This is a genomic window from Roseibium limicola, from assembly GCF_017313085.1.
Taxonomy (GTDB): domain Bacteria; phylum Pseudomonadota; class Alphaproteobacteria; order Rhizobiales; family Stappiaceae; genus Roseibium; species Roseibium limicola.
This window is the reverse complement of record NZ_JAFLNF010000012.1, coordinates 43158-55484: the sequence shown is the minus strand read 5'-3', so window position 1 is coordinate 55484 and position 12327 is coordinate 43158. Positions and strand designations below refer to the sequence as shown.

Sequence of the window (12327 nt, the reverse complement as noted above, 5' to 3'; positions counted from 1 at the left end):
CCAACAGCCGATAGCGCAAAAAAAAACCTCAAAACAACGCGGGATGGAGCAGTCCGGTAGCTCGTCAGGCTCATAACCTGAAGGTCGCAGGTTCAAATCCTGCTCCCGCAACCAAATACAAAATACAAAAAAGCCCGCACGGAGAAATCCTGCGGGCTTTTTGACGTTCTGAAGACTGGTGGAAGAGGGTCGGCAAGCCTCTGACCTGCGCACATGCCAGAGGAACAGGTCAGTCAATAAAAAGGCCCGGCACCGTCCCTGCGGCGCCAGGCCTGTTCGTGATAAAAAGATGGTTTGCTAGAAGCCGGCGGCTTGTCCATCCTTGCGCGGGTCGGACCCGGCGGCATAGCCGCCTGCCGGGAGACGGTGCACCAGTTGGGCCCCGCCGAAGCCGAAGGCATTGTCGGGGCTTTCTACTGTGATCCTGTGCCCCATTGCGCCCAGGCCTTCCAGTATTTCGGCCGGCATGGTGGGCTCGCAGGCAACATCCAAACCGGAAATCATGCGCCAGCGCGGAGCATCCGCTGCGGTCTGTACGTCCTGGTTCCAGAGTTGAGTGCGCAGGAGGAGCTGAACGTGCCCCTGGGCCTGGATCGGGCCACCCATCATGCCAAAGGCCATCAGTGGCGCGCCCTGCTTCATTGCAAAGCCGGGGATGATGGTGTGGAAGGGACGCTTGCCACCGGCAACACAATTCGGATGTCCTATGGTGGTGTTGAACCCGAACCCACGATTTTGCAGGGAGACGCCGCAGCCTGGAACAACGACCCCGGAGCCGAATCCGGCATAGTTGGACTGGATAAAGCTGACCATCATACCGGCTGCGTCACCGACATTCAGCAGCACCGTGCCACCACGCTTCGGAGCGCCCACCGGATAATCGGTTGCCTTTTCAGCGTCAATCAGAGCTGCGCGCGCTTTCAGATAGTCCGGATCAAGCAGGGCCTGTTCATCGACCACATTCATGTGATCGCGGTCAGCGACAAAGGCATGAAGATCCCTGTAGGCAAGCTTGAGCGCTTCGATCTGCAGGTGAACAGCCGTCAGATCATCCGGCCCATGGTCGCGGATTGTGGTGTGCTCCAGCATCCCTAGGGCCATGAGAGCTGCGATGCCCTGACCGTTGGGCGGGATTTCGTGCAGCTCGACGTCGCCGAACGATTGGGAGACCGTGCCGCACCAGTCGGGACGGTGGCTTGCAAGATCATCCAGCGTCATGGCACTGCCGTTGGCCTGCAAGAAGGCGATGATTTCCTCTGCAATTTCGCCTTCATAGAAGGCCTTGCCTTTGGTTTCGGCAATGGCGCGCAGAGTGCGCGCCGCGCCCGGATTTTGAAAGCGTTCCCCGGCTTTCGGTGCGCGTCCATCCGGCAGGAAGGTTTCGGCAAACCCGGGCTGGGTCCCGAGGTTTTCTGCCGCGACGGACCAGAGTTTGGCAATCACCGGCGACACGATGAAACCGTCTTCCGCATAGCGGATAGCCGGCGCCAGGGTCGTTTTCAGATCCAGTTTGCCGAAGCGTTCGGAGACCTCGACCCAGGCGCTGATGGCACCGGGGACCGTGACGCTGTCGACGCCTTTGGAGGGCATGCCACCGGGGAACCGTTCCGGTCCCCAGGCAGCCGGCGCACGGCCGGAGGCATTCAGGCCATGAAGCTCCTTGCCATCCCAGAGAATGCAGAAAGCATCGGAGCCCAAGCCGTTGCCGGACGGCTCGACAACGGTCAGGACGGCAGCGGTTGCAATGGCCGCATCGGCAGCATTTCCGCCCTGGCGGAGGATTTCAAGCCCGGCCTGAGTGGCCAAAGGCTGCGAGGTCGCCACGACATTTTCCGCAAGCACCGGAGAACGACGTGAAGGATAAACGGGATCATGGCGCAGTTGCATCAGTGTTCTTCTTGGTTTTACGAGATTTAAGATGGCCGCGGACAGCCCAGGCAATGGAGAAAACAGCGGCAATGAGAAAGATCAGGCTGATGGGACGCGAAAGGAACAAGGTCGGGTCGTCATCGGTCATCAGCGCACGGCGCAGGTTGGTTTCTGCGATCGGACCGAGAATGACGCCGAGAACCAGTGGTGCGAGCGAATATTTAAGCGCCCGCAGCATGTAACCGGCAACACCGATAAACCCGAGCAGATAGAGATCTGTGACGCGGTTGTTGAGGGCAAATGATCCGACAACACAGCAGGTCATGACAGCCGGAACGATGAGCCACTTGGGTACCTCGGCAACGCGCAGGAACAGCCGCATGGACAGAACCGACACGAGGAGCATCATCAGAGAGGCAACGGCCATGGCGATGAACATACCGTAGACCAGATCGCCATGGTCCATGACCAGCCTCGGTCCGACCGAAATTCCGTGCACCATCAGGGAGGCCATCAAGATGGCATCAACAGCGGAGCCCGGAATGCCAAGACCGATCATTGGGATCAATCCGCCGCCGGCGGTCGCAGAGTTGCCGGATTCGGAGGCGACGATACCGTCTGGTATGCCTTTGCCAAACTCATCCGGTGTCTTCGAAGCCCGCTTGGCTTGATCATAGGCCAGAAGATTGGCGATTGAGCCGCCTGCACCCGGCAGAGCGCCGATCAGCACACCGATCATGGATGAGCGCAGCAGGTTGACCGGGCTCATCAGGACCTCTCGCATGACCTTCCAAGTCTGAAAGTCGATAGCGCCTGTCACAAGGGAGTTTCCGGATCTGACGGACTTGACGTCTTCGACCTCGGAAACGAGCTGAGAGATCGCGAAAATTCCGATCAGAACGACGAGGAACGGCAGGCCGGACTGCAGCATCTCGATACCGAAATCGAACCGCGGACGTCCCATGATGGGGTCCGTGCCGACTGTCGAGAGGGCCAGGCCTATGAGGCCGGCCAGCAAGCCGCGGATCACCGAGTCGCCGACGAGACTTGCGACGATGGTCAGCGCGAACACGATCAGCGAGAAATACTCCCAGGGACCGAGCTTGACTGCGAAAATGGCAAGTGGCGGGGCTGCGACAATCAGGACAATTGTCGAGATAATCGTGCCGAAGAACGAAGCCCATACGCCCAAAGACAGAGCGCGTCCCGGTTCGCCGTTTCTGGCCATCGGAAATGCGTCGAAGGTGGTCGCGACCGAGGAGGGGGTGCCTGGAATGCCAAGCAGGGCAGCGGAGATGAGGCCTCCCGTATACCCACCAACGTAGACCGAGAGCATGACCGCGATGCCCTGCAAAGGCTCCATGGAAAATGTCAGCGGCAGGGTCAGCACGATGGCCATTGTTACGGTGAAGCCCGGGATCGCCGCAGCAACGATGCCAGCGACCGAGCCGGCTAGCATGTAGATCAGCGTCGACAGGGTGAAAATCTGGGAGAGTGCCGAAAGAAAATCTGCCATGTCACATCACTCCACGCGGCAGGAACACGGTGAAGACCTCGGCGAAGAGCCAGTTGAGACCGAAAGAGAATGTCAGCGCAACGACGATGGCCACGAGGATGGACACCGGGCGACGCGGCATCAGGATGATCTGGAGGCTCAGCACGAAGATGAAGCTGGCTATGGAGAACCCGAGGATCGGCAACGCGACGATATAAACGGCAAAGGCCGCGAGGCAGACGAAGACCAGACGGCTTCGCTTTGCCCATGCAAAGGTTTCTGCGCCGAAGTGTGCCCAACTGTTGCGGGAGATCTTGCGCAGGCCGTCTGCAATGGCGATGACTGCGACAAGACAAATGGCGCCATAGACGAAGCGCGGAAATGCACCGGCCCCAAGGGTCTCAAAGCGCGATGACGGTATCGTGCCGGCCGAGACGAACAGCACTACCGAGGCGGCAAGAATCGCCAGGTAACTGAGGAAGCGAGCGATTTCGCCCGCTTCCAAAGTCGTCTTGCTGGAAGACTCGCTCACGGAGCCAGAACCTCAGAGAGAGACTTAACCGTCTCGTCAAGGTTGGCGAGGTAAGCCGTGTAGTCCTTTTGGCCACGGAACATGACATCGGCACCGGCGTTGTTGGTCTGTTCGATGTATGTCGCATCTTCAGACAGCTTCTGCAGCGCGGCTTCCATGGTGTCGCGAGCCTCTGCCGGCGTTCCCTTCGGCATGATGATGCCACGTGTCACCATCAGTTCCAGATCCTTGCCGTTCTCCTTGAAGGTCGGGACATCCGGGGTTGCTGGCATACGTTCGGACGAGCCGACTGCGAGGAAAACCAGATCGCCATTTTCAACGAACTGCGCGGACGAAGAAATGTCGCCGATTGCAACATCGAGGTTGCCACCGACGAGAGCCCGGACGCGCTGGCCGGTGCCTTCATAGCCGACATACTTGAACTTCAGACCGTAGGCCTGTTCGATCATGGCAGCATGGAGATGCGGCACACCGCCGAGGGTCACACCAATGGTGATTTCACCCGGATGTGCCTTGGCGTATTCGACGAATTCCTCAAGGTTGCTGTAGTTTTCAGTCGGGTGCGCGACGAGAAACTGTGGTGATGCGGTCATCAGAGCGATCGGCTCGAAGTCGCTCCAGGCCAGGTCCGTCACACCGGTTTCGGTGGCGACAAGCAGACCTTCATGAACCTGGGAGATGGTGTAGCCGTCGGCAGGCTTGCGGGATGCTTCGCGCAGGCCGACGGTGCCGCCAACGCCCGGCATGTTGATAATCGGAAGTTCAACGCCGAGGTAGGGCTCGATGTTGCCGGAGATGATGCGCATCAGCGTGTCGGAGCCACCACCCGGCGACCATGGCACGATGAACTCGACAGCGCGTTCGGGATAGTCTTGAGCAGCTGCGGGGGAAACAAATGCAACTGCGGCGGTGAGGAGGGCTGCAAGGCCCAAACGAATTTTCATAAATGAAGCTCCCTGGAAGGACCGATTTTTTATCGGAGGTTTAGCGTCAACAATGAATGCTAACACAAGGATTTCTTTTACAAAGCGCGAATTGATTGTGTTTAAGATCAGTTTTGCTTAACTTGCCCACATGGACATCCGGCAACTCGAAACGCTTCTTGCGATTGCGCAACATGGGGGATTTGCGGCTGCAGCTCGTGGTCTCAACATGACCGCGTCCGCCGTCAGTCAGCAGATCGCTTCACTGGAAGCAGAAATCGGCGCAGACCTTTTCGATCGTTCCCGACGCCCCCCCGTGCTCACCACCCGTGGCGCCGAGGTGCTGGCGGCTGCCCGTAGAATTCTGCGCATCGTTACGGAAACCAAGTCTTCCATCTCGGGAAGCGAGGTGCGTGGCACCCTGGTTCTGGGCACACTGCGCACCGGTGGCAGCTTTCTCGTACCACGTGCTCTGGCCAGCTTGCGTGGCATCTATCCAGAGCTCACCTATCGCTTGCGTATCGGCATGTCGGAAGAGCTGATGGCGGAGGTCGCATCGGGCCAGCTGGATGCGGCGTTGGTTGCAGATCACGTCGCCGTGCCCGCAGGTCTGCAGTGGACTTCGGTGATCTCAGAGCCCCTGGTCGTTCTGACACCGCCTGGCGTTTCGGGAGACAGCCTGGAGGACCTTCTGCTGGAGGTGCCCTATATCCGTTACAGGACCCGTGTTCCGCTGGCACGTCAGATCGACACGGAAATTGCCCGCCTGGGCGTGTCCCCAAGGGAGATCATTTCGGTCAATACCATGACGGCCGTGATCGGTTGTGTTGAAGCTGGCCTGGGTTTCGCGATCATCCCTTATGTGGCCCTGCAACACTCGCTGATGGCGGATCTCAGGTGGTTCCCTTTTGGCTCCCCGCCGCTCAGGCGACAGCTTGGCGTCGTGCAGCGCCGCGACACCGGCCGCGTCGATATTCTCGACACACTCACGGAAGCTCTGCGGCAGGCAGGAAGTGGCCCAGATGACATAGATTGAGGCAGGGCAGGGAGAGATATTGAAGTCAATAGCACCTGGAGATGCGGGCGACGTTTCCAAGAAATTGCGGCAATTCGGGTAAGTTCGGAATGGCGTGATTTCCTGAGTTCTAGGATTTTATGAGACCCCCCAAAAAATCCGGTCTATTGGATGTATTGGCTTGGAACGTTTGGAAATTCCATGGAATTCCGGCAAGTATGCCGTTCCTGCTTCGGCGTAGACAAAACCTGGAACCGTCATGAAACTCACGAAATTGTCTCTGTCTTACTGCCGAGGCGCGCAATGACCGGCGAGTGGATTGTCGAGTTGAGAACGCTTCGGTATTTCGTCTGCGTTGCAGAAGAGAAAAGCTTTACCCGTGCCGCAAATCGACTGAGGATTGCCCAGCCTGCCTTGAGCCGTCAGATCAAGAAGCTGGAAGATGATCTCAAGGTTCAGTTGTTTGTGCGCAGCGCCCGCGGGGCTGAAGTGACCGAAGCCGGTGAAATTCTGCTGCGTCGGGCTTACCTGATTTTCAACCAGGTCCAACAAACCCACCATGACGTGACCATTCATGCCAGCCGACCCGCTGGTGTGGTGTCCGTGGGCATGCCGCCAACGCCTGGAGAGTTTATTGCGCCGCGCCTTCTGGAGCGTGCCAAGGAACGCTATCCGGAGATTGAGTTGCGGTTTGTCGAAGGCTTTAGTGGCGCGTTGGAGCAAAAACTCAACAACAATGAAATCGGCGTCGCGGTCATGCATGACCCCAAGCCGAGGGATGAGATCCGGATCAGTGAGCTGCTGGTCGAGAACCTGTGCCTTGTCGGGAAAACCGGCACTTTGGACGAAGCCGACTACACATTGGCGGAGGCCAGCAGCTACCCTTTGATCATGCCTAGCCGTCCGAATTTTCTGCGAATTCTCGTCGATACCCACGCGGAAGAGAATGATATTTCACTGAATATCGTCACCCGTTCGGATGGTATTGGACATACCAAGTCGCTGGTCAAATACGGACACGGTTTTACCATCCTCACCTATGGCGCAATCATTTCGGAAGTACAGCAAGGTGTGCTTGAAGCCGCACCCATTCGCGAACCGGAAATCAAATGGTCGCTCTGTGTTGCCATGCGCACGGACCAGAGCAAGAAAAAAACCCTGACGGTGATTGAAGAACTCATACGAGAGGTTGTCGTGGAGCTGACCGAAACTGGTATTTGGCGATAGGGCATGCTTTCAAGGTATGGGTTGCATGCCTTTATTATATTTGAATTATAGCTCGCGATCTTTTTAATCAGGACTGTCGCCAGCTTCGAAGGAGGGAGACTGGCTCGACTGAAAATAATGGTAGGCGCAGGAACAGGCGCCATGGGAGGAAACATGACTGGATTTCCGCGCAGCGGGCTTTTGGGCTCTGCAGCTGTCGGTTTAGGCTTGCTTGCCGCAGCCTGGACGACCTCGGCGACTGCTGAAACTTACAAGTGGATCACCTTCAAGCCGCAGGGCGCTGGTGACGCTCAGGCGATTTCAACCCAGTGGTTCGTTGACGAGTTCAAGACGCGCACGGACGGCAAGCATCAAATTGAAGTATTCTGGGGCGGCAGCGTCGCCAAGACCCGCGAAGTTCCGGATTCTCTGGCAGCTGGCGTTGGCGACTTTGGTGATATCGTCACGCCGTATTTCCCCGACAGGTTCCCGCTCAACAATGCGGTTGGTTTCTTTATTCCGCAGCCGAAGTCGACGATGGAAATTGCCGAGCTTATGGAAACCTGGCATGCGACCTATCCGCAGTTCGGTCAGGAACTGACCAGCCAGAACCTGAAAGCCATCGGCTATCGCCCGCTGGAAAGCTACGGCCTGCTGTGTACCTCTCCCGTGCGCAAGGCCGAAGACCTGAAGGGCAAGCGTATCCGGACCTACGGCTTTGCCTATCCGGCGCTGGTGGAAGCCCTCGGCGCGACCCCGGTATCGATTGCAACCTCAGAGGCCTATGAAGCGCTGGAGCGCAACATTCTGGATTGCACGCCAATTGGTCCGGCGTTGGCCCATGGCTGGAAATATGATGAAGTCGCAAAATATTACATCGAGATCCCGCTTGGGGCTTCGTTCGGACATCTGATTGCGATGAATCTCGATACCTATAACGGCATGGATGAGGAAACCCGTACAATCGTCGATCAACTTGGCTCCGAGTACGCCAAGGCTTATTCGGACGAACTGGACGCCACGATTGCTCAGGTGCGTGCAGGCTGGACCGAAAAAGGCGTTGAGGTCATCGAATTCCCGACAGAGGAATTGACCTCCATCGTTGGCGACGAGCGCATTCAGGCTGTGCGCAAGGAATGGATCAACCGTGCCGATGCGGCAGGTGTTCCGAGCGCTGAAATTGTCAAGGAACTGAGCTTCTAAGCAAGCTTGTTCAGGCCACATTCTGCGGGGGCCTGTCGTGCCCCCGTAATTCCCTCCTCCTTCATCGGACACAGGCTTCGATGACCAGCTAATTTCGGAGACATCACCGATGTCGATGTTCGATCGGATCTGGCGCGGGTACGGCACCTTCCTGAAAGCATGCGGCTATGTGGCGGGGTATACGACCTTCGCGATGATGCTGCTGGTGATTGCGAATGCCGTTTCGCGTTTTATCTTCAATGCACCGGTGTCTGGAGCTTTTGAGCTGACAGAGTCCATGTTGACGGTGCTCATTTTCCTGTCGCTGGCTTTGACCCAGTATGAAGGTGGGCATATCCGTGTGGTGCTTCTGACCCAGAGAATGCCCAACGGGCTGCAAAAGGCTGCGCGCTTTACTGCGCTCGCACTGGGGGCGATCTTCTTCGCCTGGTGCACCAATGCGGCCTGGGGCTACGCGATGAAGTCCTTTGCCATCAATGAGCAACAGTGGGGCACTGTTCGCTATCCTCTCTATCCCATCAAGTTCGTCGTCTTCTTCGGCCTGATGCTGCTGGCCATTCAGTTTGTTCTGGGCAGCCTGCGCGTTCTGATCAAGACGGAAGAACATGAGGAGTTGACCTCGGAATGACCGGTTTGGAAATCGGCCTTGTCGGTATCGGGGCGTTGTTTGCCGCGATCCTGCTCGGCGTAAATGTCATGGTCGCCCTCGGGGCGGTTGGAGCTGCTGGCCTTGCAGCGATCGTCGGTGTCAACGGTGCCACGGCGGTGCTCTCAACGGTGTTCTTCGACACCACTCACAGCTTTCATTTCAGTGTCATTCCGCTGTTCCTGCTCATGGGGTTCTTTGCCATGCGGGCCGGACTTGGGGAGGACATGTTCGAGGCTACCAGCAAGTGGCTTGGAAACCTGAAAGGTGGGTTGGCAATCTCCACCACGATCGGTGCAGCAGCCTTTGGCGCAGCCTCGGGGTCGAGCGTCGGAACGGCAACCGTCTTTACCAAGCTTGCTCTGCCGGAGATGCTGGCACGCGGCTATGACAAGAGTCTGGCATCGGCCTCAATCGCCATTGCCGGAACCTTGGCGGTGATGATTCCACCAAGCGCTCTGGTCGTTGTTTATGGTATTCTGACGGATTCCAGCATCGGCGGATTGTTGATCGCCGGTGTCATCCCCGGGGTGATCTTCGCAACGCTGCTTTGCCTGGCGACCTATATCACCGTCTGGCGCAAGCCGGAGCTGGCCCCTTCCATCAAGACGGAAGCATCGCTGAAGGAAAAGATCTATTCGCTTCGTCTTGCAGGGCCGCTGGTTCTTGTAATTGTCTGCATCATTTCAGGGCTCTATCTGGGCATCTTCACGCCAACGGAAGCCGGCGGCATCGGTGCCGGCCTCACGCTTGTCCTGGCGATCATCCGGCAGCGCGGCCTCAAGGGCGTGCGTCTGGGCGATACACTTCTCGACACCATCCGGACGTCGGCGATGATCTTTGCCATTATCATCTGCGCTCTGGTGTTTTCCAAGTTCCTGGCCATCAGTGGTGTGGCGAACACGCTCGGAAGCTTCCTGACAACATTGGACGTCAATCGGTGGGTCGTGGTGCTGATCATCGTCGGCATCTACCTTGTGCTTGGCATGATGATGGATGCTCCGGCATTGCTGGCGATCACCTTGCCGATCACCCATCCAGTGATGATGGAGCTGGGATTCGATCCGATCTGGTTCGGCGTTTTCGTTGTGCTTCTGGTCGAGATTGGAGCGGTGACACCACCGGTGGGGATCAACTGCTTCGTGGTGCAGGCCGCATCGGAAGGCCGGGTGAGCCTCGAAGATGTTTTCCGCGGACTCATCCCTTACGTGCTCGCCGGCTTCGTGATGCTGCTGCTGCTTTGCATGTTCCCGCAGATCGCCCTGTTCCTGCCTGAGACGATGAAATGAACCAGGATATGAGTGCGACTTTGACCTCCCCCGTCGATCTCGTTGCCGGACCGGCACCGCGAACCCTTCGCTCGACGCTGACATCTCCGTTTGGACGCAAGGTCCGCATTGCCATCGAGGTTCTGGGGTTAAGCAAGAGGGTGGAGTTGGCTCCGGCTGACACCCGCGATGCGACGGATACGCTGCGCCTGCAAAACCCGCTCGGCAAGATGCCCTGCCTCATTTTGCAGGATGGAACCGCTCTCTACGACAGCCAGGTCATTCTGGAGTTTCTCGACAGCTGGTCGGGCCGGAATATCCTGCTCGCGCAAGACCCCATGGAACGGGCGCGCATGCAGACCAGGGCAACGCTGGCCGACGGGATCGCCGATGCAGCGCTTCTCATGGTCTATGAGTCACGCTTTCGTCAGCCAGAGCAGATTTCAACTGTCTGGTTGAACCATCAGCGCGGCAAGGTGGAGCGTGGCCTCGCGGCCATGGCAGAGGCCTTGCCCGACCCAACGGTCACCGATGTAGTCTCCATCGGCCTTGCTTGTGCGCTGGGATATCTCGATTGGCGCAAGCCGGTGGAATGGCGTGGCCGCTTTCCGGAACTTGTCTCCTGGCTTGACCACTTTGCTGAAGCCGAACCTGCATTCAACGACACCCGCCGACCGGAGGATCTCGCCTCATGAGCCGTATTCCACCGCTTGAACCGGACGCTCTTAGTTCGCGTCAGCGCGAAGTCTATGAGGCAATCGCCTCCGGCCCACGTGGCAGAGTTCGTGGCCCTCTCGCCATCTGGCTCAACCGGCCTGATCTGGCAGATCGGGCCCAGGCGCTCGGCCGGTATTGCCGCTATGACTCAAGCTTGTCACCGCGCCTCTCAGAACTGGCAATCCTGGCAACCGCACGGGTCTGGATGTCGGAATTCGAGTGGGCGGCGCATAAACCGATTGCCCTGAAAGCCGGCATCTCCAAGGAAATCGTCGAAGCCATTCGCACTGGAGACGATCCGGTGTTCCTGCAAGCCGACGAAGAAATCGTCTACCGCTTTTCGGAGATGCTGCACACGCAGCGCAAGGTCACTGATGAGGTCTATGCAAGGGCTGTCGAGGTGCTTGGGCAGGACGCCGTTGTCGATCTGACCGGGCTGCTTGGCTATTACACGCTGATTTCCATGACGATCAATGTCTTCGAAGTGCCGCCGCCGGATGGTCTGAAGCCGGAGCTGGAATAGGCTTCGCCTTGCTTTTCCGTGGTCATTCGTTCAAATCTATCAAAGAGGTCCGTCTTGAATACGGCTCCCATCACTTATCATTCCTCCCCGCGTAAACCGACCTTTGCCCTGCCGAAGGGGGCTTGCGACACCCATTGTCACGTGTTTGGGCCGGCCTCCCGCTTTCCCTATGCAGCTGAAAGCAAGCTTCATCCGGGCGATGCCCCCAAGGAGAAGCTCTTCGCCCTGCACGAGATGATCGGCATCGAGCGCTGTGTCGTGGTTCAGTCCGGGGTTCATGGGTTCGACAATTCCGCGGCGGCTGATGCCATCGCTGCACGCACAGGCACATATCTCGGCATCGCGTTGCTACCGGTTGATGTATCTGATGATGAAATCAAGCGCCATCACGCCATGGGGTTTCGTGGCATCCGCTTCAACTACATGGCGCATCTCACCGGCGGTGCCTCGATGGATGCGCTTCTGCGTCTCGCTGACCGCCTCGGCCGCTTCGATTGGCATCTGCAGATCCACATGGACAACGAACTGATCGTGGAGAAAGCCCCGGGGTTGGCCAAAGCGAGCGTTCCCGTGGTGATCGATCATATCGGACGTGTCGATGCGTCTCTGGGCATGGACCAAGACCCCTATGATGCATTGCTCGGGCTGATGGAAAATGATCACATCCTGGTCAAGGTCTCCGGCTGCGAGCGGGCGTCCCGCCAGGATCCGCCCTATGCTGATGCTGTGCCATTTGCCCGCAAGCTGGTGGAGAATTTTCCTGAGCGGGTGTTGTGGGGCACCGATTGGCCTCATCCCAACTTCCGCGCCGATCCGCCCGACGATGGCGATCTGGTCGATCTGATCCCAGAAATCGCCCCAAGCGCGACGTTGCAGCAGGCGCTGCTGGTCGACAATCCATTGCGGTTTTACAAGTTCGAAGCTTGAGGA

General features: G+C 58.0%; 12 protein-coding genes and 1 tRNA gene. 9 read left to right on the top strand and 4 right to left on the bottom strand.

Going from position 1 to position 12327, the window contains the following annotated elements; translation table 11 throughout:
• Positions 1-37: 37 nt before the first annotated feature.
• Positions 38-114: transfer RNA gene (locus J0X15_RS19620), tRNA-Met, on the top strand.
• A gap of 183 nt (positions 115-297) precedes the next feature.
• On the opposite strand, the gene J0X15_RS19615 is transcribed toward J0X15_RS19620, so the two are convergent.
• Genes J0X15_RS19615 through J0X15_RS19600 form a run of 4 tightly spaced genes read right to left on the bottom strand, consistent with a single transcriptional unit; the run spans position 298 to position 4840 of the window.
• Entirely contained in the window at positions 298-1887 is a 1590-nt protein-coding gene (locus J0X15_RS19615; RefSeq protein WP_206944612.1) for a gamma-glutamyltransferase family protein, read from the bottom strand.
• On the bottom strand, positions 1871-3385 hold the full coding sequence (locus J0X15_RS19610; protein ID WP_206944610.1) for a tripartite tricarboxylate transporter permease: 1515 nt from the start codon (positions 3383-3385) through the stop codon (positions 1871-1873). Before J0X15_RS19610 ends, J0X15_RS19615 begins: the two co-directional genes overlap by 17 nt.
• Position 3386: 1 nt before the next feature.
• Positions 3387-3896 (bottom strand): tripartite tricarboxylate transporter TctB family protein, encoded by a 510-nt coding sequence (locus J0X15_RS19605; RefSeq protein ID WP_206944607.1) that lies wholly within the window; start codon positions 3894-3896, stop codon positions 3387-3389.
• Positions 3893-4840, bottom strand: a complete 948-nt coding sequence (locus J0X15_RS19600; protein WP_206944605.1) for a Bug family tripartite tricarboxylate transporter substrate binding protein — start codon at positions 4838-4840, stop codon at positions 3893-3895. The genes J0X15_RS19605 and J0X15_RS19600 overlap by 4 nt, the downstream gene beginning before the upstream one ends.
• A gap of 130 nt (positions 4841-4970) precedes the next feature.
• Here J0X15_RS19600 and J0X15_RS19595 point away from each other — a divergent pair, with 130 nt between their 5' ends.
• The 8 genes from J0X15_RS19595 to J0X15_RS19560 all read left to right on the top strand — a co-directional run bounded on the left by J0X15_RS19595 (position 4971) and on the right by J0X15_RS19560 (position 12324).
• A complete protein-coding gene (locus J0X15_RS19595; protein ID WP_206944603.1) occupies positions 4971-5855 on the top strand; it encodes a LysR family transcriptional regulator in 885 nt (294 codons plus the stop codon).
• 282 nt (positions 5856-6137) lie between these two features.
• The gene (locus J0X15_RS19590) at positions 6138-7061 is read left to right on the top strand and encodes a LysR family transcriptional regulator (protein WP_206944601.1); all 924 of its coding nucleotides are present in this window, start codon (positions 6138-6140) and stop codon (positions 7059-7061) included.
• A gap of 153 nt (positions 7062-7214) precedes the next feature.
• Positions 7215-8243, top strand: a complete 1029-nt coding sequence (locus tag J0X15_RS19585; RefSeq protein WP_206944599.1) for a C4-dicarboxylate TRAP transporter substrate-binding protein — start codon at positions 7215-7217, stop codon at positions 8241-8243.
• A 109-nt stretch (positions 8244-8352) separates the two neighbouring features.
• Positions 8353-8871: a TRAP transporter small permease subunit gene (locus tag J0X15_RS19580; RefSeq protein WP_206944597.1), complete on the top strand. Its 519-nt coding sequence runs from the start codon at positions 8353-8355 to the stop codon at positions 8869-8871.
• On the top strand, positions 8868-10178 hold the full coding sequence (locus J0X15_RS19575; protein WP_206944595.1) for a TRAP transporter large permease: 1311 nt from the start codon (positions 8868-8870) through the stop codon (positions 10176-10178). The genes J0X15_RS19580 and J0X15_RS19575 overlap by 4 nt, the downstream gene beginning before the upstream one ends.
• Positions 10175-10852, top strand: coding sequence for a glutathione S-transferase N-terminal domain-containing protein (locus tag J0X15_RS19570; protein WP_231710509.1), 678 nt, complete (start codon positions 10175-10177; stop codon positions 10850-10852). The genes J0X15_RS19575 and J0X15_RS19570 overlap by 4 nt, the downstream gene beginning before the upstream one ends.
• Positions 10849-11397: a carboxymuconolactone decarboxylase family protein gene (locus J0X15_RS19565; RefSeq protein WP_206944593.1), complete on the top strand. Its 549-nt coding sequence runs from the start codon at positions 10849-10851 to the stop codon at positions 11395-11397. The genes J0X15_RS19570 and J0X15_RS19565 overlap by 4 nt, the downstream gene beginning before the upstream one ends.
• Before the next feature lie 54 nt (positions 11398-11451).
• Positions 11452-12324, top strand: a complete 873-nt coding sequence (locus J0X15_RS19560) for an amidohydrolase family protein (protein WP_206944591.1) — start codon at positions 11452-11454, stop codon at positions 12322-12324.
• The last annotated feature ends 3 nt before the right edge of the window (positions 12325-12327 follow it).

Coding starts and splice junctions, on each gene's coding strand:
- J0X15_RS19615 (WP_206944612.1), bottom strand. CDS start 1,887: ATGCAACTGCGCCATGATCCCGTTTATCCTTCACGTCGTTCTCCGGTG.
- J0X15_RS19595 (WP_206944603.1), top strand. CDS start 4,971: ATGGACATCCGGCAACTCGAAACGCTTCTTGCGATTGCGCAACATGGG.
- J0X15_RS19600 (WP_206944605.1), bottom strand. CDS start 4,840: ATGAAAATTCGTTTGGGCCTTGCAGCCCTCCTCACCGCCGCAGTTGCA.
- J0X15_RS19610 (WP_206944610.1), bottom strand. CDS start 3,385: ATGGCAGATTTTCTTTCGGCACTCTCCCAGATTTTCACCCTGTCGACG.
- J0X15_RS19570 (WP_231710509.1), top strand. CDS start 10,175: ATGAACCAGGATATGAGTGCGACTTTGACCTCCCCCGTCGATCTCGTT.
- J0X15_RS19565 (WP_206944593.1), top strand. CDS start 10,849: ATGAGCCGTATTCCACCGCTTGAACCGGACGCTCTTAGTTCGCGTCAG.
- J0X15_RS19575 (WP_206944595.1), top strand. CDS start 8,868: ATGACCGGTTTGGAAATCGGCCTTGTCGGTATCGGGGCGTTGTTTGCC.
- J0X15_RS19590 (WP_206944601.1), top strand. CDS start 6,138: ATGACCGGCGAGTGGATTGTCGAGTTGAGAACGCTTCGGTATTTCGTC.
- J0X15_RS19580 (WP_206944597.1), top strand. CDS start 8,353: ATGTCGATGTTCGATCGGATCTGGCGCGGGTACGGCACCTTCCTGAAA.
- J0X15_RS19585 (WP_206944599.1), top strand. CDS start 7,215: ATGACTGGATTTCCGCGCAGCGGGCTTTTGGGCTCTGCAGCTGTCGGT.